At 62.5% G+C, this 25,739-nt stretch carries 23 protein-coding genes; 17 read left to right on the forward strand and 6 right to left on the reverse strand.

The features are described 5' to 3' along the window. Window positions 1-83: 83 nt before the first annotated feature. On the reverse strand, window positions 84-1,268 hold the full coding sequence (locus LGQ03_RS00090; RefSeq protein ID WP_226747251.1) for a BaiN/RdsA family NAD(P)/FAD-dependent oxidoreductase: 1,185 nt from the start codon (window positions 1,266-1,268) through the stop codon (window positions 84-86). A gap of 155 nt (window positions 1,269-1,423) precedes the next feature. On the opposite strand from LGQ03_RS00090, the gene ftsW reads away from it, so the two are divergent. From ftsW to LGQ03_RS00165, 15 genes are all read left to right on the forward strand, one after another. Then, window positions 1,424-2,593 carry a putative lipid II flippase FtsW gene (gene ftsW / locus LGQ03_RS00095; RefSeq protein ID WP_090158865.1) on the forward strand — a complete coding sequence of 390 codons (1,170 nt, stop codon included), beginning with the start codon at window positions 1,424-1,426 and terminating at the stop codon, window positions 2,591-2,593. Then, the gene (gene murG, locus LGQ03_RS00100) at window positions 2,590-3,681 is read left to right on the forward strand and encodes an undecaprenyldiphospho-muramoylpentapeptide beta-N-acetylglucosaminyltransferase (protein ID WP_226746768.1); all 1,092 of its coding nucleotides are present in this window, start codon (window positions 2,590-2,592) and stop codon (window positions 3,679-3,681) included. The genes ftsW and murG overlap by 4 nt, the downstream gene beginning before the upstream one ends. Before the next feature lie 20 nt (window positions 3,682-3,701). Beyond that, window positions 3,702-5,096, forward strand: a complete 1,395-nt coding sequence (gene murC / locus LGQ03_RS00105) for a UDP-N-acetylmuramate--L-alanine ligase (RefSeq protein ID WP_226746769.1) — start codon at window positions 3,702-3,704, stop codon at window positions 5,094-5,096. Between the two features lie 4 nt (window positions 5,097-5,100). Beyond that, window positions 5,101-6,672, forward strand: a complete 1,572-nt coding sequence (locus tag LGQ03_RS00110) for a hypothetical protein (RefSeq protein ID WP_226746770.1) — start codon at window positions 5,101-5,103, stop codon at window positions 6,670-6,672. Then, the gene (locus LGQ03_RS00115; protein ID WP_226746771.1) at window positions 6,669-6,923 is read left to right on the forward strand and encodes a DUF2484 family protein; all 255 of its coding nucleotides are present in this window, start codon (window positions 6,669-6,671) and stop codon (window positions 6,921-6,923) included. The genes LGQ03_RS00110 and LGQ03_RS00115 overlap by 4 nt, the downstream gene beginning before the upstream one ends. Next, window positions 6,920-7,180 carry a DUF2484 family protein gene (locus LGQ03_RS00120; RefSeq protein WP_226746772.1) on the forward strand — a complete coding sequence of 87 codons (261 nt, stop codon included), beginning with the start codon at window positions 6,920-6,922 and terminating at the stop codon, window positions 7,178-7,180. Before LGQ03_RS00115 ends, LGQ03_RS00120 begins: the two co-directional genes overlap by 4 nt. After that, window positions 7,177-8,115 (forward strand): UDP-N-acetylmuramate dehydrogenase, encoded by a 939-nt coding sequence (gene murB / locus LGQ03_RS00125; RefSeq protein ID WP_226746773.1) that lies wholly within the window; start codon window positions 7,177-7,179, stop codon window positions 8,113-8,115. The genes LGQ03_RS00120 and murB overlap by 4 nt, the downstream gene beginning before the upstream one ends. Before the next feature lie 117 nt (window positions 8,116-8,232). Further along, on the forward strand, window positions 8,233-9,111 hold the full coding sequence (locus LGQ03_RS00130) for a D-alanine--D-alanine ligase (protein WP_264194292.1): 879 nt from the start codon (window positions 8,233-8,235) through the stop codon (window positions 9,109-9,111). Beyond that, window positions 9,099-9,980: a cell division protein FtsQ/DivIB gene (locus LGQ03_RS00135; protein WP_226746775.1), complete on the forward strand. Its 882-nt coding sequence runs from the start codon at window positions 9,099-9,101 to the stop codon at window positions 9,978-9,980. Before LGQ03_RS00130 ends, LGQ03_RS00135 begins: the two co-directional genes overlap by 13 nt. Beyond that, window positions 9,980-11,314, forward strand: a complete 1,335-nt coding sequence (ftsA, locus tag LGQ03_RS00140) for a cell division protein FtsA (protein ID WP_226746776.1) — start codon at window positions 9,980-9,982, stop codon at window positions 11,312-11,314. The genes LGQ03_RS00135 and ftsA overlap by 1 nt, the downstream gene beginning before the upstream one ends. Before the next feature lie 177 nt (window positions 11,315-11,491). After that, window positions 11,492-13,120, forward strand: a complete 1,629-nt coding sequence (gene ftsZ, locus LGQ03_RS00145) for a cell division protein FtsZ (RefSeq protein WP_226746777.1) — start codon at window positions 11,492-11,494, stop codon at window positions 13,118-13,120. 184 nt (window positions 13,121-13,304) lie between these two features. After that, window positions 13,305-14,222: a UDP-3-O-acyl-N-acetylglucosamine deacetylase gene (gene lpxC, locus LGQ03_RS00150; RefSeq protein WP_090158855.1), complete on the forward strand. Its 918-nt coding sequence runs from the start codon at window positions 13,305-13,307 to the stop codon at window positions 14,220-14,222. Window positions 14,223-14,357: 135 nt separating this feature from the next. Then, window positions 14,358-15,203: an outer membrane protein assembly factor BamD gene (locus LGQ03_RS00155; protein ID WP_226746778.1), complete on the forward strand. Its 846-nt coding sequence runs from the start codon at window positions 14,358-14,360 to the stop codon at window positions 15,201-15,203. A gap of 18 nt (window positions 15,204-15,221) precedes the next feature. Continuing rightward, on the forward strand, window positions 15,222-16,874 hold the full coding sequence (gene recN, locus LGQ03_RS00160; RefSeq protein ID WP_090158854.1) for a DNA repair protein RecN: 1,653 nt from the start codon (window positions 15,222-15,224) through the stop codon (window positions 16,872-16,874). Between the two features lie 215 nt (window positions 16,875-17,089). Continuing rightward, the gene (locus LGQ03_RS00165) at window positions 17,090-18,763 is read left to right on the forward strand and encodes a chloride channel protein (RefSeq protein ID WP_404807230.1); all 1,674 of its coding nucleotides are present in this window, start codon (window positions 17,090-17,092) and stop codon (window positions 18,761-18,763) included. Between the two features lie 9 nt (window positions 18,764-18,772). Here the strand turns inward: LGQ03_RS00165 and LGQ03_RS00170 are convergent, their stop codons facing one another. The 5 genes from LGQ03_RS00170 to cobS all read right to left on the reverse strand — a co-directional run bounded on the left by LGQ03_RS00170 (window position 18,773) and on the right by cobS (window position 24,213). Continuing rightward, entirely contained in the window at window positions 18,773-19,114 is a 342-nt protein-coding gene (locus tag LGQ03_RS00170; RefSeq protein ID WP_226746779.1) for a DUF427 domain-containing protein, read from the reverse strand. A gap of 43 nt (window positions 19,115-19,157) precedes the next feature. Next, on the reverse strand, window positions 19,158-20,948 hold the full coding sequence (locus tag LGQ03_RS00175) for an aminopeptidase P family protein (RefSeq protein ID WP_226746780.1): 1,791 nt from the start codon (window positions 20,946-20,948) through the stop codon (window positions 19,158-19,160). A gap of 74 nt (window positions 20,949-21,022) precedes the next feature. Beyond that, window positions 21,023-22,900 (reverse strand): cobaltochelatase subunit CobT, encoded by a 1,878-nt coding sequence (gene cobT, locus LGQ03_RS00180; protein WP_226746781.1) that lies wholly within the window; start codon window positions 22,898-22,900, stop codon window positions 21,023-21,025. An 18-nt stretch (window positions 22,901-22,918) separates the two neighbouring features. Then, window positions 22,919-23,230 (reverse strand): hypothetical protein, encoded by a 312-nt coding sequence (locus LGQ03_RS00185; RefSeq protein ID WP_226746782.1) that lies wholly within the window; start codon window positions 23,228-23,230, stop codon window positions 22,919-22,921. Continuing rightward, a complete protein-coding gene (cobS, locus tag LGQ03_RS00190; RefSeq protein ID WP_090158850.1) occupies window positions 23,227-24,213 on the reverse strand; it encodes a cobaltochelatase subunit CobS in 987 nt (328 codons plus the stop codon). Before cobS ends, LGQ03_RS00185 begins: the two co-directional genes overlap by 4 nt. Window positions 24,214-24,390: 177 nt before the next feature. Here cobS and LGQ03_RS00195 point away from each other — a divergent pair, with 177 nt between their 5' ends. Further along, window positions 24,391-24,942 (forward strand): sigma-70 family RNA polymerase sigma factor, encoded by a 552-nt coding sequence (locus LGQ03_RS00195; RefSeq protein WP_226747253.1) that lies wholly within the window; start codon window positions 24,391-24,393, stop codon window positions 24,940-24,942. Further along, window positions 24,932-25,663 carry an anti-sigma factor gene (locus tag LGQ03_RS00200; protein ID WP_226746783.1) on the forward strand — a complete coding sequence of 244 codons (732 nt, stop codon included), beginning with the start codon at window positions 24,932-24,934 and terminating at the stop codon, window positions 25,661-25,663. Before LGQ03_RS00195 ends, LGQ03_RS00200 begins: the two co-directional genes overlap by 11 nt. The last annotated feature ends 76 nt before the right edge of the window (window positions 25,664-25,739 follow it).

Consider the following 25,739-nt stretch of genomic DNA (forward strand, 5'->3'; position numbering starts at 1 on the left):
GCAGACCCGTGCCGTTTGGTAGCTGCGACCAGGAGTTGTAGGGGGCGCTGCCCCCGGCGCTTGCGCGCCTCCCCCGGAGTATTTCAGGCAAGATGATGCGCGGCCTTGGCGATTGCGGTCCCAGCCGCCCAGCCCGACGACCAGGCCCACTGAAAATTGTAGCCGCCCAGCCAACCCGTGACATCCACGGCCTCCCCGATGGCGTAAAGCCCCGGTAGGGCCTTGGCCTCCATCGTGGCAGAGTTCAGCGCATCGGTGTCGATGCCCCCCAGGGTAACTTCGGCGGTGCGGTAGCCTTCTGATCCGGTGGGGGTCAGCTGCCAGTGGTGCAGGCGCTGTGCGATGTCGGCGAGTCTGGCATCAGACAGATCGGCGAGGTTCGTTTTTGGCAAGTCTTCACCCAGATATGCCACAACTCGTGCAGGTAAATGTTGCGAAAGGACAGTGGTCAGGGCACGGCGACCGGCGGTCTGACGCGCGGATTTCAGCAGATCGAACAGCGATGTTTGCGGCGACAGGTCCAGCGTGATGCTCTCGCCCTCTTGCCAATAGCTGGACGCTTGCAAGATCGCGGGCCCGGACAGGCCGCGATGGGTGAACAAGGTGGCCTCTTCAAAGGCGGGCCCTTGTCCCTGCGCCCGGCTGTGCAGCGCGACACCGGCGAGCGGTTTGAAGGTCTCGCCGAAGGTCAGCGGCACGAGGCCCGGACGGGGCGTGACCAGTGGCAGCCCGAATTGTGCGGCAATCTGATAGGCCAGTCCCGTGGCCCCCATCTTGGGGATGGATTTACCGCCCGTGGCCAGGACGAGGTTGCGCGCGGTGATCCGTGTTTCGCGCCCCTCGCGCATCAAGCTGACCCGGAATGCGCCGTCATGGGTGATCTCGCCCACGGTGGTCTGCAACCACAGCTGTGCGCCGGCGCGTTCCATTTCGGCGCGCAGCATCGCGATGATCTGTTTTGCGCTGTCGTCGCAAAACAGCTGACCCAGCGTTTTTTCGTGCCATGCGATGCCGTGGGCGTTGACCAGATCGATGAAATCCCACTGGGTATAGCGCGACAGCGCCGATTTCATGAAATGCGGATTGGCACAGATGAAATTGGCGGGTTCCGCGTAAAGATTGGTAAAATTGCAGCGTCCGCCACCCGAGATCCGAATTTTTTCGCCCGGTGCGCGTGCGTGATCGACCACCAGCGTCGACGGCCCGGCATGGGCCGCGGCCATCATTCCGGCGGCACCGGCCCCCAATATCAGCGTATTTACCTGCATGACGGCGGGGTTCGCCCGAAATGGCGCCGGTTGCAAGAGCCCGCCTGCACGGGGGCCTGCGTCAATTAGAAGTAGAATCAGCGCCACAATCGCGTTAACGTTGCCCTCAGACCCGGAGAAACCGGGCGAAACGAGGCAATTCGGGCGGAATTTGCATGACCGAGATGGTGTATGGCGCGCCACGCGTGGTGACAGGTGATCCTGTCTTGCCGCGCTGGTGGCGCACGATCGACAAATGGACAATGTGCTGCATCTTGGTGCTGTTCGGCATCGGCATGTTGCTGGGTCTGGCCGCGTCACCGCCGCTGGCCGCGAAAAACGGCCTGCCGCCGTTCTATTATGTCACGCGTCAGGCCTTCTTTGGCGGGATGGCGATCGCCGCGATGTTCGGATTTTCGTTGATGTCGCCGGTCATGGTGCGCCGTTTGGGCGTTCTGGGTTTCCTCGCGGCCTTTGTCGCGCTGGCATTGCTGCCGATCCTTGGCACCGATTTCGGCAAGGGGGCCACGCGTTGGTATTCACTCGGTTTTGCCTCGGTCCAGCCGTCAGAGTTTCTCAAGCCCGGATTCGTGATCATGTCCGCCTGGATGATGGCGGCCGCCATGAGCGTGGGCGGGCCGCCGGGCCGGTTGTACAGTTTTGCGCTGACGCTGATCATCGTGACCTTTCTGGCGCTTCAGCCCGATTTCGGGCAGGCCTGTCTGGTGCTGTTCGCCTGGGGTGTCATGTATTTCGTGGCGGGCGCACCGATGGTCCTGCTGTTGGGCCTCGCGGCTTGCGTGGTCGGCGTCGGTTTCATGGCCTACAACAGCTCGGAACACTTTGCCCGCCGTATCAACGGTTTTCTGTCACCCGACGTCGACCCCACGACCCAGCTGGGTTATGCGACCAACGCCATCCGCGAGGGCGGGTTTTTCGGTGTCGGCGTGGGCGAGGGGCAGGTCAAATGGTCACTGCCCGATGCGCATACGGATTTCATCATCGCTGTTGCCGCCGAGGAATACGGCCTGATCTGCGTGGTTGTGATCATCGCGCTTTATGCCGTGATCGTCGTGCGCAGCCTGTCGCGCCTGATGCGGGAACGCGATCCGTTCATCCGGCTTGCCGGGACCGGGCTTGCCTGCGCATTCGGCGTGCAGGCCATGATCAACATGGGCGTGGCGGTGCGGCTGCTGCCGGCCAAGGGCATGACCCTGCCGTTCGTGAGCTACGGCGGGTCGTCGTTGATCGCGACCGGGATCGCCGTGGGCATGTTGCTGGCCTTCACCCGCAGTCGTCCGCAGGGCGAAATCGGTGACATCCTGATGCGGCGGGCCACACGATGAGCAAGCTGCTGATGATCGCGGCTGGGGGCACCGGCGGACACATGTTCCCCGCGCAGGCCCTGGCCGAGGCAATGCTGGCGCGCGGCTGGCGGGTCAAACTGTCCACCGACGAGCGCGGTGCGCGCTATGCCGGCGGCTTTCCGGATGCGGTCGAGGTGGCGACGGTTGCCAGCGCCACATTCGCGCGTGGCGGTGTGATGGCCAAGCTGGGTGTGCCGCTGCGCATCGCGGGCGGGGCTTCGCAGGCGATCATGGGCATGCGGCGTGACCGGCCGGATGTGGTCGTGGGGTTCGGCGGGTATCCCGCGATTCCCGCGATGACGGCCGCGACAGTGCTGGGCATCCCGCGCATGATCCATGAACAAAACGGCGTGTTGGGGCGTGTGAACCAGATGTTCGCCAAACGTGTCGACGCCATTGCCTGCGGCACCTGGCCCACAGAATTGCCCGATGGGATCGCGGCTATCCACACGGGCAATCCCGTGCGCCAGGCGATCCTTGATCGTGCCGGGGCGGGCTATATCCCGCCCGGTGATTATCCGATGTCGGTGCTGGTGATCGGCGGATCGCAGGGCGCGCGCATTCTGTCAGACGTCGTGCCTGCGGCGATCGCGGCCCTGCCGACAGAGGTGAGGCGCAACATACGCGTCCACCAGCAGGCCCGCGCAGAGGACGTCGCCCGCGTCGACGCGTTCTATGCCGAGGCCGGGATCGCGGCTGATGTGCAGACGTTCTTTTACGACATCCCGACACTGATGGCCGAGGCGCAACTGGTCATCGCGCGGTCCGGTGCCAGCACGGTGGCAGACATCAGCGTGATCGGGCGGCCTGCCGTGTTCGTCCCGCTGGCCAGTGCGATACGGGATGAACAATCGGCCAACGCCCGCCAGATGGTTGATGCCGGGGCCGCAATCCTGATGCCAGAGAGCAAGTTCACGCCCGAGGCGCTGGCAGAGCATATGGAAACCGTCCTGCTGCACCCCACCGGGGCAGGGCAAATGGCGCAGGCGGCCTTGTCCTGCGGGATACCGGACGCTACGGAGCGTCTTTCTGCGCTGGTCTTGGACCTAGCGGGTGAACACAGATGATGGACGGGAGTTTGCAGCATATGGCACCGACGAAATTGCCACTGGACGTAGGTCCCATTCATTTCGTGGGTATCGGCGGGATCGGCATGTCCGGCATCGCAGAGGTGCTGATGAAACATGGCTACACCGTGCAGGGGTCCGACCTGAAGGCCACGCCAATCACCAAACGCCTGTCGGACATGGGGGCGCAGGTGTTCATCGGGCAGGTGGCTGAAAACCTGGCGGATGCGCAGGTCGTGGTGATTTCCTCGGCCATCAAACCGGGCAACGCCGAACTGGACGCGGCCCGCGCGCGCGGCCTGCCGGTGGTGCGCCGGGCCGAAATGCTGGCCGAACTGATGCGCCTGAAATCCAACGTGGCCGTCGCGGGTACCCACGGCAAGACGACGACGACCACAATGGTCGCGGCCCTGCTGGACGAGGGCGGCATTGACCCCACGGTCGTGAACGGCGGCATCATCCACGCCTACGGGTCCAACGCACGCATGGGGCAGGGCGAATGGATGGTGGTCGAAGCGGACGAGAGCGACGGCACATTCAACCGTCTGCCCGCCACCATCGCCATCGTCACCAACATCGACCCCGAACACATGGATCACTGGGGCACGATCGAAAACCTGCGTCAGGGCTTCCTCGATTTCGTGTCCAACATTCCGTTCTACGGCCTCGCCGTCTGCTGCACCGACAACCCCGAGGTGCAGGCGCTGGTGGGCAAGATCACCGACCGCCGGGTCGTGACATTCGGGTTCAACGCGCAGGCCGACGTGCGCGCGGTCAACCTGACCTATGAGGGTGGCAAGGCGCATTTCGATATCGCCCTGCAATCCGAGGATGACGTGATCGAGGGCTGCGTGCTGCCCATGCCTGGCGATCACAACGTGTCAAATGCGCTGTCCGCGGTTGCCGTGGCACGGCACCTTGGCATGACCAAGGCGCAGATCCGTGCGGCACTGGCAGGCTTTGGCGGCGTGAACCGCCGGTTCACCCTTGTGGGCGAGGTCGGCGGCATCACGATCATCGATGACTACGGCCACCACCCGGTCGAGATCACGGCCGTGCTCAAGGCCGCGCGTCAGGCGACCAAGGGCCGCGTGATCGCCGTCCACCAGCCGCACCGTTATTCACGCCTGTCGCATCATTTCGAGGAATTCTGCGCCTGTTTCAACGACGCCGATGTCGTCGGAATTTCGGACGTCTACGCTGCCGGAGAGGACCCCATCCCCGGCGCATCCCGCGACGATCTGGTCGCGGGCCTGATCCGCCACGGCCACCGCCACGCGCGGGCGGTGGCGTCAGAGGAAGATCTCGAACGCCTCGTGCGCGAACAAGCCAGCCCCGGCGACATGGTTGTCTGCCTCGGTGCAGGCACGATTTCCGCCTGGGCCTACGCCCTGAAAGACCGGCTGGCAGGCTAGGGCGGTGGAGATCGCAGAGGTTCAGGATGAGGAAAGCCTGAAGCGGTATCTGGAGGGGCTGCCGGACGGTTATCGGCTGCGAACGGCGCGTCGTGTGGCCTTTCGAGCGGCAGCCAGAGTTTTGCCTCTTGCTTCAGATTATTTTGCGAGTAATCCAAGTGTGGATGGAGTAGAATTGACTCCAACACCAATTTTCGGTGCTATCGCTGTCGCCTCCGTGTCTGTGCTTTGGCCAGCTCCCAAAATACTTTACAATAAAATCGCTTTTGCTACTTCCAGAGCTGCAAACACAAGCCACAGCAGGGCGAACCCCAGCGCTACCGCTTCTGCAAACGCAGCGGCTGCAGCCGCGTTTGCAAATCCCCGAGCTGTTTCTTTCGCGTCTTTCGCAACTGACACTTTTGATGCCTTCGAGTGTGCCCGACACGACCTTTCGCAAAAAGTTGTAAATGATCGCTATCCGTTTATCGGCCTATGGGATGGTTTCGATCAACCTGAGAATATTAAATCGGCTTGGGTTCGTTCGAAGCTTCTTTTCGATAATGACAGGAATGCCGATTGGTCGTTTTGGGTCGCTTGGTATGAACGAGTGTTGGTGGGCGGCAACTTTCTCGCAAACGATGTTCATAAGATATTGAGTGCGCTGGAGGAGGGCGACTGGAAAAAAGGCCCCGCCCACGTTAATCCGATGTTTGACGGTGTGCTGGCGAAATATCGTGAGCAGGATTCGACGCCACTAGCGGAAGCTTCACCGTTTGATTTCACGTTCGATGGCTATTACCGCGTGATGCGCCTAGTCGGCATTTCCGACAATATGCGCCATCTTCGAGACCCGGTTGTTGTTCAAGCCTTTCTTGACGATGCTGAACAGGTCCGTGACCTATTTCAGGATTTCGCCGATGACGCTGCCAGTCTGTCCGGCGGCGGTAACTTTGCTGGCTTGCTGCGACGCAAAGCAGAAAACATTCTTAAGGAATTGCAACGCACGAAAGACTACACCCACCTTCGGGCTGAGTTTCTTGTGCTTCAAGCATCCGAATTGGAGTTGTTTGCAAAAGATGCAAAAGCCCGGACTGATTTAGGTGATACGCTCGCTGATCGGCTGGATGTCCGTATCGAGCAGCTCAAGGGATTATGCCGCCTGCATTTCGGTCCAAGCTATGTCACCCTTGCTCCACTTTCAGAGCTGACCCTCGATCAAGTTGATCAAGATGAGGTCGTCAGAATTTTTGACGATGCAATCGCCAGACTTCACGATTTGCCGACCGGCGGACTTGTGGCCCTTGACGCAGAGGGCTTCGCTATCCTTGATGAGATGAGGCGCGAACTTCGTGAAAACCGAGCGGCGATTGCCGAAGCTACAACCGAAGAATTTCGTAAGATATTAGAGGGACGTCTTGCCCAAGGCGCTGGGGCTTTGGGCCTTTCGCTGACCAAGTTCTATCAACGCAGTGTGGCTGCTGGTGGTGATCTCGTTCGTGGGGCGGATGCCGTGATCAGAACCAATCGCCGCCTAAGCGGACTCGACGATATCTTGGATCAGGTATTGAACCTCCCCGGTGGAGGTGCGCCATGACCCCCTCCCTCATCCTCTCCGCCCTCTGGGTGATTGCAGCGACCATCACAGCCCTCCTTCCCATGCGGCACCAATACGTGCCGGGGGTGGCCTTGTTGCTGGTGGCACCCGTCCTGATCGTCTGGCTGGCCGTTGATCTGGGGTGGATCGTGGGCTTGGTGGCACTGGCGGCCTTTGTCTCGATGTTTCGCAATCCGCTGCGCTATCTGATCGCGCGGCTGCGGGGGCAACGCCCGGAGGTGCCGAAATGAGCCTGCCTGTCATCCTGGGCCTGCTGTGGCTGATTGCCGCCAATGTGGTCGCGATGTTTCCGTCGCGTGACAATCACTGGCGCTTTGCCTATGTGATGATCGCCCTTGGTATCCCGCTGCTGGGGTGGGTGACATGGGCGAATGGACCGCTGATCGGGCTGGTGTTCATGGCGGCTGGCTGCTCTGTCCTGCGCTGGCCCATCATCTATCTGGGCCGCTGGCTGCGCGCCCGTCGTCCGCAGGAGCCTGCCGAATGATCGACCTTCCATCCGTGCGCGGCACGCTGACACCCGATCGTCCGCTGGACAGCCTGACGTGGTTGCGCGTCGGTGGCCCGGCGGATGTGCTGTTTCAGCCTGCCGATGCCGATGATCTGGCGGATTTTCTCGCAGCCCTCGACTCTGCCGTGCCGGTATTCCCGATGGGCGTGGGGTCGAACGTGATCGTGCGCGACGGCGGTGTGCGCGGCGTCGTGATCCGTCTTGGGCGTGGGTTCAACGCGATCACGGTTGACGGCGACACGGTGACCGCTGGTGCTGCTGCCCTTGATGCCCATGTGGCGCGCCGCGCGGCAGAGGCGGGCGTTGACCTGACATTTCTGCGCACGATCCCCGGCAGTATCGGCGGGGCCGTGCGCATGAACGCGGGCTGCTACGGGTCCTATGTGGCCGATGTCTTTGTCAGTGCGGATGTCGTGCTGCGCGATGGCACGCGGGCCACCCTGCGGGCTGAGGATCTGCAATTTCAATACCGGTCCAGCACGTTGGCCGATGGGGCCGTGCTGGTCGGCGCGACGCTGCGCGGCCCCATGGGTGATCCGCAAGAGCTGGCGCAGCGCATGACGGACCAGCTGGCCAAACGGGACCAGACCCAACCGACCAGGGACCGCACGGCGGGTAGCACGTTTCGCAATCCGGTGGGCCATTCGTCCACGGGACGCGATGACGACACCCACGAGCTGAAGGCCTGGAAGGTGATCGAGGACGCCGGCATGCGCGGCGCGACCCTTGGCGGCGCTGTCATGAACTTGATGCATGCCAACTTTTTGACCAATGCGGGTGGTGCCACTGCCGCAGACCTCGAAGATTTGGGTGAAAAGGTCAGAAAGAGGGTTTACGCCGAATCGGGCGTCACACTAGAGTGGGAAATCATGCGGGTCGGCGAACGGGCCCCGCGTGGCACCAACACATAAACCCCGAAAAGGGGCGGCCCCGGGCAAGGGCCATTTCATAATGACGGGTCGCAAACGACCCGCGAGCGAGGCGGTAAGGGCATGTCAGCATTGGCACCCTCTAAAGTTGTTGTCCTCATGGGCGGCCCATCGGCAGAGCGAGAGGTCTCGCTGTCAACGGGTCGCGAATGTGCGGCGGCACTGGTCGAGGCAGGATTTGACGTAACAGAACTGGATGCGGGCCCCGATCTGGCCGCGCGTCTGGCTGACATCGCACCTGATGTGGTGTTCAACGCCCTGCATGGTCGCTGGGGCGAGGACGGCTGCGTGCAGGGTCTGCTGGAATGGATGCGTATTCCCTACACCCACAGCGGCGTGCTGGCCTCGGCGCTGACGCTGGACAAGCAACGGACCAAGGCGGCCTATGTGGACGCGGGGCTACCGGTTGTGCCCAGCCTACTTGCGGCCTCTGCCGATGTGCGCGCAGGTCACGTCATGGCACCGCCCTATGTGGTCAAACCCAACAACGAAGGGTCCAGCGTCGGGATCTATCTGGTGCACGACATGGCTAATGCACCGCCGCCGCTGTCGGATGACATGCCTGACCGTGTGATGGTCGAGGCTTATGCGCCGGGCCGTGAGCTGACTGTCACGGTTCTGGGCAATCGCGCCCTGACCGTGACCGATATTCTGACGGACGGCTGGTATGACTACGACGCCAAATACAAGGCCGGTGGTTCGCGCCATGTAATCCCCGCCGAGCTGCCACAGGACATTTTCGATGCCTGCATGGACTACGCGCTGAAGGCGCATCTGGTGCTGGGCTGTCGCGGGATCAGCCGCACCGATTTTCGCTGGGATGAAACCCGCGGTCTGGATGGTTTGATCCTGCTGGAAACCAACACGCAGCCGGGTATGACCCCCACATCGCTGGCCCCTGAACAGGCGGCCCATGTCGGGATCGACTTCCCGACGCTGTGCCGCACCTTGGTCGAGGATGCGTCATGCGACCGGTAACCCGACCGATCCGCGATCCCGCCCCGTCGAAATGGGGCTATCGCTGGCAGCGCTGGATGCTGACGCCTGGTGTGCGCACCGGTTTGCGGCTGGGTGTGCCGGCCTTGATCATCGCGGCCATCGCCGGTGGCTGGTCGATGAACGCGAGCAACCGGGCATTGCTGGCCGAGCGGATCACCGCGGCACAGCAGGCGTTTCAGGAACGTCCGCAATTCATGGTGTCTGGCCTTGCGATCAACGGTGCCGACGAGGAACTGGCCGACGCGGTTGCCAGCCTCGTGGATACCGAATTTCCGGTGTCATCCTTTGACTTGGATCTGAACAAGCTGCGCGACGACGTCGTCGCTCTGGATGCGGTGGCAGAGGCCCGCGTGCGGGTGGGTGACGCGGGTGCGCTGGAAATCAATGTGACACCGCGTGTGCCGGTCGCGATCTGGCGCACACCCGATGGGCTACGGATGATCGATGCGGAGGGTGTGTTCGCAGGCGATCTGGCCGCGCGGGTCGACCGGCTGGATTTGCCGTTGATCGGCGGAGAAGGTGTGCAGGGCCATATCGACGAGGCGCTGACCTTGTTCCGTAGTGCGGGTCCCATCGCGGATCGCATGCGCGGGTTGGTGCGGGTCAGCGGTCGGCGCTGGAACATGGTGCTGGAGGACGGTCAGCAGTTGTTGTTGCCGGCTGACGCACCGGTAGAGGCACTGGACCGGATCATCGCGCTGCACGAGGCGCAGGACCTTCTGGATCGCGATGTGGCAATCGTCGACATGCGCATGCCGCAGCGACCGACGGTCCGGATGAATCAAGAGGCGGTCGCGGCAACGCGTAACGCCGCGACGACAGGCAGAATTCAACAGGTGGGGCAGTGATGCGGGATTTATACGAAACGCAACGGGCTATGCGGAATGTGCGCAAGGCGGCGATGCAGAGGGGCGTAATCGCCATTCTGGACGTCGGCACGTCCAAGATCGCATGTCTTGTCCTGCGTTTTGACGGTCCTGACCGGCTGGGCGACAATGACGGTGTGGGTTCCTTGGCGGGTCAGTCCCGTTTCCGGGTGATCGGGGCGGCCACCACGCGTTCGCGCGGTGTCCGTTTTGGCGAAATCGACGCGATGCAGGAAACCGAACGCGCCATCCGCACTGCCGTGCAGGCTGCGCAGAAAATGGCCGAGGTCCGCGTCGATCACGTGATCGCATGCTTTGCCGGTGCCCGTCCGCGGTCCTACGGTCTGGATGGCAGCGTCGAGGTCGCGGACAACTTTGTGACCGAAGGCGATATCAGCCGCGTATTGGCCGCATGCGATGTTCCCGATTTCGGCGAGGACCGCGACGTGCTGCACGCGCAGCCCGTGAATTTCGCGTTGGATCACCGCAGTGGTCTGGCCGACCCGCGCGGACAGATGGGATCAACCCTTGCGACCGATCTGCACCTGCTGACGGTGGACGCCACAGCGATCCGCAATCTGTTTTTCTGCATCAAGCGGTGTGATCTGGAACTGGCCGGGATCGCGTCCTCTGCCTATGTGTCCGGTGTGTCCAGCCTGGTGGAGGACGAACAGGAACTGGGGGCCGCCTGCATCGACATGGGCGGCGGGTCCACCAGCCTGTCGGTTTTCATGAAAAAGCACATGATCTATTCCGATGCGGTGCGTATGGGTGGCGATCACGTCACCGGGGACATTTCGATGGGTCTGCAGGTCCCGATGCAGACCGCCGAACGGATCAAGACATTCTACGGCGGCGTGGTCGCCACGGGCATGGACGATCGCGAGATGATTGAGATCGGCGGCGATACTGGCGACTGGGAGCGTGACAGGCGCACCGTGAGCCGGGCCGAGCTGATCGGCATCATGCGGCCGCGGATCGAGGAAATCCTCGAAGAGGTGCGCGCCCGTCTGGACGCGGCTGGGTTCGAATATCTGCCCAGCCAGCAGATCGTCCTGACCGGCGGTGGCAGCCAGATTCCGGGGCTGGACGGACTTGCGGCGAAAATCCTCGGGCAGCAGGTGCGCCTGGGGCGTCCGTTGCGCGTCCAAGGATTGCCGCAGGCGGCGACAGGGCCTGCGTTCTCGTCCTCGGTCGGCCTTGCGCTGTTTGCGGCCAACCCGCAGGACGAATGGTGGGATTTCGACGTGCCGGCGGAAACCTATCCCGCACGGTCGCTGAAACGGGCCGTGAAATGGTTCCGCGACAATTGGTGAGAATCAAGATTTGGCGCGACTCGCCATATCGTGAAAAAATTGTGCGGATTCGTGCCACATTTTGTGGTCCCAGTGTGGTTTTCGGGTGACGTATGCGCGCAGAGCCGCTACTATAAAAGGAATTAGGTGATTTCTGCCCGGTGGGACGGGTGCAACATAAAAACAGGCGGACCGAGCATGACATTGAATCTTTCCCTTCCGGGCCACGAGGACCTGAAACCACGCATCACCGTTTTCGGTGTCGGCGGGGCCGGTGGCAATGCAGTCAACAACATGATCGAAAAAGAGCTCGACGGTGTCGAGTTCGTTGTCGCGAATACTGACGCGCAAGCGCTGCAACAGTCCAAGTCCGAAGCAAAGATCCAGATGGGCCTCAAGGTCACAGAGGGTCTGGGTGCAGGTGCACGCGCTACCGTAGGTGCTGCCGCCGCCGAAGAAAGCATCGAACAGATCGTCGATATGCTGGCCGGTGCGCACATGTGTTTCATCACTGCCGGCATGGGCGGCGGGACCGGTACCGGTGCTGCCCCGATCATCGCGCAGGCTGCACGTGAATTGGGCGTTCTGACTGTCGGCGTCGTGACCAAGCCGTTCCAGTTCGAAGGCGGACGCCGCATGCGTCAGGCCGAAGAAGGCGTCGAGGCCCTGCAAAAGGTCGTCGATACCCTGATCATCATTCCCAACCAGAACCTGTTCCGTCTGGCGACAGAAAACACGACATTCACCGAAGCCTTCGCGCTGGCCGACGACGTGCTCTACCAGGGCGTCAAGGGCGTGACCGACCTGATGGTCCGTCCGGGTCTGATCAACCTCGACTTTGCCGACGTGCGCGCCGTCATGGACGAGATGGGCAAGGCGATGATGGGCACCGGCGAGGCAGAGGGCGAAGATCGCGCCAAGCAGGCCGCGCAAAAGGCCATCGCCAACCCGCTGCTGGACGAAATCAGCCTTCAGGGCGCACGTGGTGTGCTGATCAACATCACCGGTGGCTATGACCTGACCCTGTTCGAACTGGACGAGGCCGCGAACGAGATCCGCGAAAAGGTCGACCCCGAGGCAAACATCATCGTCGGTTCCACTCTCGACACCAGCATGGAAGGCCGGATGCGCGTCTCTGTGGTCGCGACAGGCATCGATGCGGCCGTCAAGTCGGGTGCAGAGCCCCAGCCGCGCCGCAGCATGTCCGAGCCGGTGCGTGAACCAGTCCGCGAGCAGCGTCGTGAAGAGCCAGCCGCCCGTGCCGAACCGGCCCCCGTCCGCGAAGAGCCGCGTCGCTATGAGCAGCCCGCAGCCCGTGCCGAGGCACCGCGCCGCGAAGAGCGCGCAGAGCGTAGCCTGCTGGACGAGATGGAGGAACGCCACGCCGCAGAGGCGCGTCGTCCCGCAGCACCGCAGGCCGCCGAACTTGACGATGATCTGCCGCCGCCGGCCTACCGTCCGCGCGTCGAACCCGAAATCGACGCATCCGAGCAGTTCACCGCACCGCGCGCCGCCCGTCCGGGTGAGCCGTCGGCAGAGGCGCTTGCGCGTCTGCAGGCCGCCGTGCAGCGTCAGCCCAAGGAAACGCCGGTGCGTGCCGCCGCACCTCAGGAAACCGAAGCCGAGAAGCCGCGGTTCGGGATCAATTCGCTGATCAACCGCATGACGGGCGACCAGAAGCCTGCCGCACCCGCGGCACCGCGCCAGCAGCCGCAGGTCAGCGCCAAGCGGGAACAGCCGATGACGCATCAGCGCCCCGAGGCTGACATCGATCCCGACCAGGAGCGGATCGAGATTCCCGCCTTCTTGCGGCGCCAAGCGAACTAAAGACGATCATCATCATCAAGAAGCCGCCCCCAAACAGGGCGGCTTTTTCAATTGATACAGTAGGTTACATTGCCGGACTGACATTGTTTCAGCTTGTTGCAATGTGTGAATTGTCGTTGTGAACCCATTGGTACTATTGCTGCGTTAATACTTCGTAACAGCGATGTAACCGTTAGGTGCAGTCATGCAGACGACTTTGAAATCCGAACTGATCCTTGACGGTGTGGGCCTCCACACCGGTCGTCCGGCTCGTTTGCGTCTGCGTCCTGCGCCTGCTGGGCACGGTATTGTCTTTCAGCGGGTGGACGTGGCCGGGGCCGGCGTCAAACTGCCTGCAATCTGGAATCACGTCGAAATCTCGCCGTTGAACACCCGTTTGCGTGTGGGTGATACGATCGTCTCGACAATCGAACACCTGATGGCGGCCTTGTCCGGTTGTGGCGTGCACAACGTGCTAATCGAAATCGACGGCCCCGAAGTGCCGATCATGGACGGATCGTCCGCCGAATTCGTGCGGGGAATCCTTGGCGTCGGTGTGTCCCGTCAGGGCAATCCACTGCGTGCGATCAAGCTGCTGGACGAGGTGCGTGTGAGCCAAGGTGATGCTTGGGCCAGCCTGCGTCCTGCGACCAGCCTGCAGATCGATTTCGAGATTGAGTTCCCCGATGCGGCGATCGGTCATCAGGCCAAGACGCTGAACATGGCGAACGGCAGCTTTGTCCATACGCTGTGCGACAGCCGCACGTTCTGTCGGAATTCGGATGTCGAGGACATGCGCAAGCGCGGTCTCGCGCTGGGTGGTACGTTGGAAAACGCAGTTGTCGTGGACGGCGCGGATGTGCTGACACCGGGCGGACTGCGTCATCCGGACGAGGCCGTGCGCCACAAGATGCTGGATGCGCTGGGTGATCTCTACACGGCTGGTGCGCCTATCCTGGGGCGCTACACCGGACACAAGGCAGGTCACAATCTGACCAATGCACTGTTGCGTGCCTTGTTCGACAACACGGCCGCATGGCGCTGGGTTGATTGTACACCCCAGATTGCGGCACGCCTGCCGGGTCATGGCGTCTCTGCTGCCGATATGGTCGCCGTTGCCTGACCGCAGGCGGGGTGTGTCTCACATCTTGGCAAACCCTGACATAAGCCGTTTTGCATGCCTGTTTTTTCTGTTAGACGTTTGCGCGAACCCGGCCGATAAGGTGCGGGACGTGAAAGACGACGCGGGGGCGTAACGATGTCGGGCAAATTTATTCGGTCTGGGACGGCAACGCTGGTGCTATCGCTTGGTCTGCTGGTTGGCTGTAGCGATAGCTTTAACCCGCGCGATTCCGCCGCCATGGAAGCACTGTCAGCGCAGCAGATCTACCAGTTGGGTGAGGTCGAGGTCGAAACCGGCGATCCCGGTGAGGCCGCGTTCTTTTTCGGCGAAATCGAGCGTCTGTACCCTTATTCCGAATGGGCTGAACGTGCGCTGATCATGCAGGCCTTTGCCTATCACCGGGATGCGGATTACCCCAACAGCCGGGCATCTGCACAGCGGTTTCTGGATTTCTATCCGGCCCAGCCTGACGCGGCCTATGCGCAATATCTGCTGGCGCTGTCCTACTACGATCAGATCGACGAGATCGGCCGCGATCAGGGGCTGACCTTCCAGGCGCTTCAGGCGCTGCGGACCGTGATCGAACAATATCCCGACAGCGAATATGCCCGCGCGTCGATCCTGAAATTCGACCTGGCTTTCGATCACCTTGCGGCCAAGGAAATGGAAATCGGGCGCTACTACCTCAAACGCAAGAATTATTCTGCGGCCGTGAACCGGTTCCGCGTCGTGGTCGAGGAATTCCAGACGACGTCGCAAACACCCGAGGCGCTGCACCGTCTGGTCGAATCCTACCTGTCGCTGGGTCTGACAAACGAGGCGCAGACCGCAGGCGCGATCCTGGGTGCAAACTATCCTGCAACCTCTTGGTATCAGGACAGCTTTGCCCTGTTGACGGGGCAGGGGCTGGAGGCCCGCGCACAGGGCGACAGCTGGCTTGCCTCGATTTACCGTCAGGTCATCCGCGGCGAATGGCTCTAGGGGTGCTAGGCATCTGACATGCTGCGCACATTAGACATTCGGGACATGCTGATCATCGACCAGCTGGAACTGACGTTCCAGCCGGGTCTGAACGTGCTGACCGGTGAAACCGGCGCAGGCAAATCGATCTTGTTGGATTCACTGGGGTTCGTGTTGGGTTGGCGCGGTCGCGCCGAGCTGGTGCGCCAGGGTGCCGAACAGGGCGAGGTGACGGCCAGTTTCGATCTGCCCCCCGACCACCCCGCCCATACCGTATTGTCAGAGGCGGGGTTGCCGGGCGGTGACGAACTGATCCTGCGGCGTGTCAATTCCCGGGACGGGCGCAAGACGGCCTGGGTCAATGATCGTCGGGCCAGCGGCGAGGTGCTGCGCGCCTTGTCCGATACATTGATCGAACTGCACGGCCAGCACGACGATCGCGGGCTGCTGAACCCGCGCGGGCACCGTCAGATGCTGGACACTTATGCGGGTGTCGATGCCGAACTATCCGCGGTGCGTGCGGCCTGGACGTCCCTGTCCCGCGCGACCAAGGCTCGCGAGGCGGCCACCCTGCGCATCGCAGAGGTCCGCGCCGAAGAAGAATATTTGCGGCACGCGGTGGGCGAGTTGGACAAACTGGACCCGCAGGCCGGCGAAGAGGCGACATTGGATGCCGCCCGCCGCACCATGCAGGCGGCAGAAAAGATAAAGACCGACGTCGCGCGCGCCGGCGAGGCACTGGGCCTACAGGGGGCCGAGGGCATGATGTCCGACGCCAACCGCTGGCTGATCGGTGCCGCCGACCGGGCCGAAGGGCGGCTTGACGAGCCTTTGTCCGCGATCGAACGTGCGCTGCTCGAACTGGATCTGGCGCAGCGCGGGGTGCAGGACGCGCTGGACGCGCTGACCTTTGATCCCGCCGAATTGGAAGCGACCGAGGAACGTCTGTTCGCGATCCGTGGTCTGGCGCGCAAACATGACGTGCTGGCCGATGAACTGGGCCCCTTTGCCGATGATCTGCGGGCGCGGCTGGCATTGCTGGACGACAGCGAAAAGGATCTGGACGATCTGCTGCGTGCCGAACGCGCCGCACAGGTAACCTATGACAGCCACGCCGAAGCCTTGCGCGCCGCACGGGCTGCCGCGGCTGGCCGGTTGGATGCCGCGATGGCGTCAGAACTCGCGCCTTTGAAAATGGAACGCGCCGTTTTCCGGACCGACATGACCGATGCGCCCGCCGGACCCGAGGGGCGCGACGCCGTGGCCTTTACCGTGGCGACCAACCCCGGCGCACCACCGGGACCGTTGAACAAGATCGCGTCGGGTGGCGAACTCAGCCGGTTCCTGCTGGCGATGAAGGTCTGTCTGGCGCAGGCCGGGCAGGGCGGCGTCACGATGATTTTCGACGAAATCGACCGCGGTGTGGGCGGCGCGACAGCGGATGCCGTCGGGCGCAGGCTGGCGGCACTGGCTGACGGTGGTCAGGTTCTGGTTGTGACGCATTCGCCGCAGGTTGCTGCACTGGGTGGCCATCACTGGCGTGTCGAAAAACGGCAGGACGCGACGGAAACCACCTCGACCGTCGTGCCGTTGGGGGCAGATGAACGTGTCACGGAAATCGCGCGGATGCTGTCCGGTGACACGATCACCGATGCGGCCCGTGCGGCTGCGATGGCCTTGATGGACAGCTGAGCCAGAGTCTGAATTGGCGGGGGCCCTTCGGGCCACCCGCCGAGACTGCTGAAATTAGCCGAACCCTAGACGGCGCATGTAACGACGGTATGTCTTGCGCAGGGGCCAGCCTCGCGAAACAATCGGATCAAGCGCCCGCTTGCGCGCGAAGGTGGTTGCAATACCAGGCATGCAGACGCTAGCCGGGGCATGCGGCAGCGGCAAAGGTCAGTGCAATGGACGGGTCAGAAGAACAGGATCGCATCGGTTGGCTGGGCCAGATCCGTCGCGCCTGGATGGTGATGCGGCTGCGCGGGCCGGGACAGATCCAGTTCTGGTTTATTGCGCTTGTGCTGGGGATCGCGTCTGGCGGTGCCGCCGTGCTGTTTCGTATGGGCATCGATCTGGTCAGTCGGATTGCCTATGGCACGACTGATCCCAATCGCCTGCACAGTTTCGTCACCGGCCTGCATTGGTCACAGGTCCTGATCGTCCCGATCATCGGCGGCCTGATCGTGGGGTTGATCCTGAACCGGTTTGTCCCCGACAACCGCGTGCGATCCGTCGCCGACGTCATCGAAGGGGCGGCCCTGCGCGAGGGCCGTGTCTCGTTCCGCGAGGGACTTGGCTCGGCGGGGGCCAGTCTTTTGACGCTGGGCATGGGTGGATCATCGGGCCGCGAGGGGCCGGTGGTGCATATCGCCGCGATGATTTCAACGTGGATCTGTGTGCGCATCCGTGCTGACGGTGTGACCGGGCGCGATCTGCTGGGATGCGCTGTCGCCGCCGCCGTGTCGGCCAGTTTCAACGCGCCCATCGCCGGTGCCCTGTTCGCGCTCGAGGTCGTTTTGCGGCACTTTGCGGTTCATGCCTTTGCGCCCATCGTGATCGCCTCTGTCGCGGGTACGGTGGTCAACCGGTTGGCCTTTGGCGATGTGTCGGAATTTGTCATCGACCGGGAAAACGCGTTGGGATTCTACGTCGAATTGCCTGCATTCCTGTTGTTGGGCCTGTTGTGTGGTCTGGTGGCCGTCGTGCTGATGCGGTCGATCTTTTGGGCGGACAACATCGGCAGCCGGATCCAGTATCGCTACCGTATTCCCGCCTATATCCGTCCGGCCGCGGCAGGGGCGCTGCTGGGCCTGATCGCAATCTGGTTTCCGCATATCATCGGCGTGGGATATGAAACGACGGTTGCAGCGCTGACGGGCGGGTTCCTGCTGCACGAGGCATTGGTTTTTGTCGCCATCAAGGTGGCAGCGGTCGCCATCACCATCGGTGGCCGCATGGGGGGCGGCGTGTTTTCACCGTCCTTGATGGTGGGGGCGCTGACCGGGCTTGCATTCGGTATTGTGGCGACAGGCATCTTCCCAAGCGTATCCGGCGAGGGCACGCTGTATGCGCTGGCAGGCATGGGGGCCGTGGCCGCAGCGGTGATGGGCGCGCCGATCTCGACCACGTTGATCGTGTTTGAATTGACCGGCGATTGGCAGACGGGTCTGGCCGTCATGGTGGCCGTGTCCATGTCGACAGCGCTTGCGTCGCGATTGGTGGAACATTCGTATTTCCTGCACCAGTTGGAACGCCGTGGCGTGCATCTGGCCGCGGGGCCGCAGGCCTACCTGCTTGGGACATTCGTCGTCGGCAACGTGATGCGCCCCATGTCAGACCCGCGTGCCGCCGCGGAGAAGGCCTGCCGCGAGATGATCGCTGCGGGGACCTATATCGACGCACGCGCGACACTGGAACAGGCCATGCCCATCTTTGACCGGGGGGCCTATGCCTTTGTTCCTGTGGTCATCACGCAAAAGGGCGAAGAACCAACGCTGCAAGGCGCGTTGTTTCAGGTCGATGCCTTGCGGGCATTCAATCGTGCTTTGGCCGACCGGGCCGAGGAAGAACATTCCTGAGGGTGTGGGTCAGACTTCTTCGACCGTCACGACGCTGGTGTCGAATGCCAGGTAGCCTGCGATCCGGGCCACATCATCCTTGGGGGTCTCGTAGGACCAGACGGCGTTTTCCAAGGTTGCGCTGCGATTGACGATGGAAAAATAACTTGCCGTGCCTTTGAACGGGCAGTTTGTGCTGTGATCCGTCGCATCGAGGAACGTCATCGCGATGTCGTCGCGCGGGAAATAGACGACAGGGTCACGATCACCTTCGTGCAGGATGAGGGCGTTCGTACTTTCGCCCAGAACAGCACCACCGGCGCGGACGACCCAGCTGGCAGTTGCGGGGGAAATCGTGATGTGATCGGCCATGGCGACCTCCTCTTTTGGCGAAGTATTTAGGGAAATGCCCTTGTCAGAGCGGTTGGCAAGCCTGTGCAAGCCAGTCACGCGCCGCCCCCTCCACGAGCGGCCCGATCAATTTCAGTGTATCGGCATGGTACTGGTTGATCCAGTCCAATTCCCCTGCCGACAGCATTGACGCAGCGATGAGCCGTCTGTCGAACGGCACGCGCGTCAGCGTCTCGAATGACAACATGGGCCGGTCATCCGCGCCGATCAGATCCGGTGCCGTCACACAGACAATGAGGTTTTCGATACGGATGCCATAGGCGCCTTCGCGGTAATAACCTGGTTCGTTCGACAGGATCATGCCGGGCTCCAGCGCCACAGTCGAGCGGCGCGAAATGCCTTGTGGCCCTTCGTGGACGCACAGATAGCTGCCGACACCGTGTCCCGTGCCGTGATCATAATCCAGACCCGCAGACCAGAGCGACGCACGCGCCAGCGCGTCCAGATGTTGTCCTGAAAGGCCCTTTGGAAACCGCAGTCTGCTGATGGCGATCATGCCCTGCAGAACGCGGGTATAGCGGTCACGGTGTTCCGCACTGGGTGTACCCACGATGACGGTGCGGGTGATGTCCGTCGTGCCGTCGACATATTGGCCGCCGCTGTCGATCAGCAGCAGTTCGTCGGGACTGACGGGACGATCCGTGTCTTCGGTTACGCGGTAGTGCACGATGGCACCATGCGGGCCCGCACCGCAGATCGTCTCAAAGCTGATGTCGCGCAGCATGTTGGTGTCGCGGCGAAAGGTTTCCAACTGCTGCACTACGTCGATTTCGGTCAATCCACCCATCGGGGCCGCACCATCCAGCCAGGCCAGAAACTGCACCATCGCGGCACCGTCACGCAGATGTGCGGCGTGACTTCCCGCAATCTCGACCTCTGTCTTGCAGGCCTTGGGCAGAATGCAGGGGTCGGTCGCATGAACAACTTCGGCTTCGGCATCCGACAGGATCGTGGCGATGGCATCGGCGCAGACCCGTGGGTCGATGCGCACGGGGCCGACCAATTGGGTAAGTGCGTCGTCGAAGTCTTCCGGTGGGTGAACGGTGACATCAGGCCCCAGGTGTCCGGCGATATCCGTGCATTTGTCCAAGGGCGCGAACAGGTCGACCGTGCCGTCGTGATGCAGGATCGCATAGGCGTGCGGCACCGGGTTGCGCGGGATATCGCTGGCCCGGATGTTCAGCAGCCACGCAATGCTGTCCGGCAGTGTGATGACCCAGTGCCCGGTGTCCACGTCAGCTGTCAGGCGCGCACGCTTGTTCGCGTGGCTCTCTCCGGTCAGCTCCAGTGGTTGCGCGAAAAACGGGGCATCGGGCCGCGCCGGACGGTCGGTCCAGATCGCATCGATCTGGTTGGGCGCGGCCAGCAGGTCGATGCCGTTGGCGGCCAGCTTGTCCGTCAGTTCGGTGATTTCAGTGACGGTATGCAGCCAGGGATCATAGGCGACGGTGCCACCATTTGGCAGATGCGAGATCAGCCAGTCCGACAGGCTGATTTCGGGCCAATGAACGGGGGTATAGACGTCGGCGGTCTGGTCACGCACCTGCAACCGGTAGCGTCCGTCGATGAACACACCGGCGATGTCTGGCAGGACCACGGCAAAACCGGCAGAGCCAGTAAACCCGGTCAGCCAGGCCAGCCGTTCGTCACAGGCCGCGACATATTCGCCTTGCCAACGGTCGGTGCGCGGAACCAGCACGCCGTCGATCCCGTTTTGATCCAGTTGTTCCCGAAGGGCGGACAGGCGTGCGGGTCCCTGTTCGGGGGCGCTGCTGGCAGAGAATGTCTGAAACATGCGTCGGGTATCCATAGGTTCGCGTTCGCGGCGAGTTTCACCGCGAGCGTCAGGTTTTCAAGTGGCAATTCGGGTCAGCCTGCGCGGCGCAGACCCAGAACGCGGGCGCGCTTGCGCGGATCGCTGTCGAACAGGCCGGCCAGCTGTTCGGTCATGGCACCGGCCAGTTGCTCGACATCGGTGATCGTGACTGCACGGTCATAGTAGCGCGTCACGTCATGGCCGATGCCGATGGCGGCCAATTCGACCGCCTTGCGTTTCTCGATCATCGCGATCACGTCGCGCAGGTGTTTTTCCAGATAATTCGCAGGGTTGACCGACAGTGTGCTGTCATCGACGGGGGCACCATCGCTGATCACCATCAACACCTTGCGCTGTTCCTGACGGACCATCAAACGGCGATAGGCCCATTCCAGCGCCTCGCCATCGATGTTTTCCTTTAGCAGCCCCTCTTTCATCATCAGGCCCAGATTGGGGCGCGCACGCCGCCAGGGGGCATCGGCCGATTTGTAGACGATGTGACGCAGGTCGTTCAGACGGCCCGGTCCCGGTGCGCGGCCTTCTTTGAGCCAAGCCTCGCGCGATTGGCCGCCTTTCCACGCCTTGGTGGTAAAGCCCAGGATCTCGACCTTGACGTCGCAGCGTTCCAGCGTGCGGGCCATCACGTCGGCGCAGATGGCCGCAATGGAAATCGGACGGCCCCGCATGGACCCGGAGTTGTCCAGCAACAAGGTCACGACCGTATCGCGGAATTCCATGTCCTTTTCGACCTTGAACGACAGTGGCGTGGTGGGACTGGCCACGATCCGGGCGAGGCGTCCGGCGTCGAGGATGCCTTCCTCTAGGTCGAATTCCCATGTGCGGCTTTGCTTGGCTTGCAGGCGGCGTTGCAGCTTGTTGGCCAGCCTGCTGACGGCCCCTTTCAGCGGGTCAAGCTGCTGGTCAAGGTAGGCACGCAGGCGTTCCAGCTCGGCAGGCTCTGCCAGATCGGCCGCGCTGATTTCTTCGTCAAACGCGGTGCTGAAAACGCGGTAGTCCTTGTCTGCGTCAGACACGGGGGCTGGCTGCGGCGGCTCCATCGGGGCCTCGCCGTCGGGCATTTCCATTTCCTCGCCCAACTCGGGCTCGGCTTGATCGTCCATGCTGACCTCGGCCTGTGCCGCGTCCTGCTGTTGTTCCTGGCTTTGCTCTGGCGAGGCCTCTGCCTCGTCACCTTCGCTGTCGTCCTCGCCGGTGGAATCCGGTTCCTGCTGTTCGTCCTGACCTTCTTCGGCCTCGTCGTCCTGATCGTCGTCGGGTCCGTCGGGGTCATCGCCCAGCTGATCGGCATAGCCCAAATCGCTGATGATCTGGCGCGCGAATTTCGCAAATGCACGCTGGTCGCCCAGCGTGTCACGCAAACTTTCCAGGGTGCCGCCGGCCTGTTCCTCGATGAACCCGCGCCACAGTTCCATGACATTGTCCGCACCGGCGGGCAGGTCGCGGCCCGTCGCGAGGTGGCGGATCAGATAGCCAGCAGCAATGGCCAGCGGCGCGTCGGCGGCGGATTTAATCTGGTCGTAACCCTTGCGCGCGGCATCATTTCCGATCTTGGCGTCGATGTTGCCAGCGGTGCCGGGCATGTGTTGCGCGCCGACGGCCTCGATCCGGGCGGTTTCCATCGCATCATAGATGTCGCGCGCCATCTGACCTTGGGGCGCATAGCGCGTATCGGTCTGGGCGTCGTGAAATTTATGGCGCAGCGCAAAGGCATCGGCGGTGCCGCGCGCCAGCAGGACCTCTTCGCGGCTCATGCGGCGGCTGATCTGGGGCAGGCGGATCGTGTCGTTGGTCTGGCCTGCGGGATCGACGGAATAGCTGACCGTCAGGTCAGGATCGTCCGCCATGACCTTGGTGGCCTCTGCGAGGGCCTTCTTGAACGGATCGGCTGGGTTATCGCTCGGTTTGCTCATGGGGTGGCCTTGGTTGGGTTAGCCGCAGGACAGTGTCGCGGGAATGCGCCCGGCAAATCGCAGGGCGGCAGAGGCGGGCAGGACAGCGTTCCGATCACCGCCCGCCAGATCATAGATCACGGGTGCCGCGGTGGCATCGCAGCCCCACGGGGCCGCACGTTCCGCTGCGCGTTCGATACCCGCGATTGTCGGTGCATCCGAGGTGGGCGTGACAAGCGCCAGTTTGCCGCTGTCGGACAGGGTCACTTCATAGCCGCGCGACGGGATGCTGGCCCCGCAAGACGCGAGCCCCAGCACGATACCACCGGCGATGACGCGACGCGCGATCACCGCAGGCTCTGGCTTGCGGCGCTTTCGGGCAGTTCCTCGTCGAAACAGCGCTGATAGAATTCGGCCACCGTCTGGCGTTCCAACTCGTCGCATTTATTCAGGAACGACAGGCGGAATGCATAGCCCACGTTGCCAAAGATGCGCGCGTTTTCGGCCCAGGCGAGCACGGTCCGCGGCGACATGACGGTGGACAGATCGCCGTTCATGAATGCCGTGCGGGTCAGGTCGGCCACGGTCACCATTTGGCTCACCGTCTTTTTGCCGGCGTCGTTCTGGTAATGCGGGGATTTCGCGACGACGATTTCGGTTTCCACGTCGTGCGGCAGATAGTTCAGCGTGGCGACCAGCGACCAGCGGTCCATCTGCGCCTGGTTGATCTGCTGCGTGCCGTGATAAAGGCCCGTCGTGTCACCCAGACCGACCGTGTTGGCCGTCGCAAACAGGCGGAAATAGGGGTTTGGCGTGATGATCTTGTTCTGGTCCATCAGCGTCAGCTTGCCGTCAGCCTCCAGTACGCGCTGGATCACGAACATGACGTCGGCGCGGCCTGCATCATATTCGTCGAACACGATGGCGACCGGATTGCGCAGCGCCCAGGGCAGGATGCCCTCGTGAAATTCGGTGACCTGCACGCCGTCACGCAGTTTGATCGCGTCCTTGCCGATCAGGTCGATCCGGCTGATGTGGCTATCGAGGTTCACACGCACGGCGGGCCAGTTCAGGCGGGCGGCGACCTGTTCGATATGGGTCGATTTGCCCGTGCCGTGGTAGCCCTGCACCATCACGCGACGATTGTGGCCGAACCCTGCAAGGATCGCGAGCGTCGTATCCGGGTCAAAGGTATAGGTCGGGTCCACGTCAGGCACCCGGTCGGTCGGTTCGGCAAAACCCTTGACGGTCATGTCGGTGTCGATACCGAACACCTCGCGGACGGAAATGTCGGTTGTCGGGGTGGCGTTGATGTCGATCGTGCCGTCGGCCATGGGTCAGCCCTTCTCTCGCATTCGCTGTGCATTATGATAGTCGCGGGATGCAACATATCGCCCGAAATGAAAAGGGAAAGCGGTTGCGGTGCGACAGTGTGAGCGGGACCCAATCGGGAAACATTGCGTTTTTTGTCAGATGCGCCAAGGTGGCGGTGACAAGCAGGGTAGATGACGATGACCACGACAGCCGATATCGAGGACATGATCGCGCGGATGGCCATGGGCGACCGCGCCGCGTTCGACGGGCTATATAATGCGACCTCCGCGAAACTCTTTGGCGTATGCCTGCGTGTGTTGGGTAATCGGGCAGAAGCCGAGGACGCATTGCAAGAGGCCTTCGTCAAGATATGGCGCAACGCCGACCGCTACCGCGTCAATGGCCTGAGCCCGATGACCTGGCTGATCACGGTCACGCGCAATCATTCGGTGGATCGCGTGCGGGCCCGCAAGGCAAAGCAGGCCGGGAGCATTGACGAAGCGGCCGAGATTGCAGACAGCAACCCCGGACCCGAGGCACTGGCGATGGCGTCGTCGGATCGGGTGCGGATCGTGGATTGCATGGGCCAGCTGGACCCCGACAAGGCCGGTGCGGTGCGCCGGGCATACCTTGAAGGTGAGACATACCAAGAGCTGGCAGATCACTATGATGTGCCGCTCAACACAGTGCGGACCTGGCTGCGCCGGAGTCTGTTGAAGTTAAGAGAGTGCCTGTCGCATGACGGATGATATCGAAAAAGATGAAGAGCGTCTGCTGACAGCCGAATACGTGCTCGGCCTGCTGACGGACCAAGAGGCGAAGGCCTATGAAGAGGTTCTGGCCGTCGATCCGGAGCTGCGTCTGGAATACGCATTCTGGGCGGAACGGATCGCGGCCCTGACCGACGATATCGCGCCCGTTGATCCACCCGCAAAAATGCTGGCGCGGATCAGGTCCGACCTCTTTGGTACAGATGCGGTCGAGACCACGGCAACAAAGGCCCGGTCATGGCTGGATCGTCTGGGTCTGTTGCCGGCCATGACCGGCGGCGTCGTGGCGGCCCTGGCGGTCTTGTGGGTGATCAATCTGTATATTCCCGCGGCCCCCCTGGTTTCTGACCCACCCGTTTTGTCCGCGCCGACGCTTCAGGCGCAGATCGCGGCCGAGGATGACAGCTTGATCGTGCTGGCCAGCTACGATGCCACAGCGCAGACGCTCACGGTGCAGCGCACCGCCGGACAGGCCCCGGACGGCAGGGTTCTGGAACTGTGGTTGATCGCTGACGACAATCCGCCCGTATCGCTGGGTGTGCTGCCTGATGACGAAACCGGACAGATCGGGATTGATGCAACACTGATCCCGGCCTTGCCCGGTGGGGTGCTGGCGATTTCTGACGAACCGCCGGGTGGGTCCACGACGGGTGCGCCCACAGGCAGTGTCCTTGCGGTTGGTCCCATCACCGAGGCCTGATGTTGCGGCCCCTCTGGGCCGCGGCGCAGCTGACATGGTTTTCACATCCTCGTGGTTTTCCGCATTCTGCGCACAT

This window comes from Loktanella gaetbuli, assembly GCF_020531945.1.
Taxonomy (GTDB): Bacteria; Pseudomonadota; Alphaproteobacteria; order Rhodobacterales; family Rhodobacteraceae; genus Loktanella; species Loktanella gaetbuli.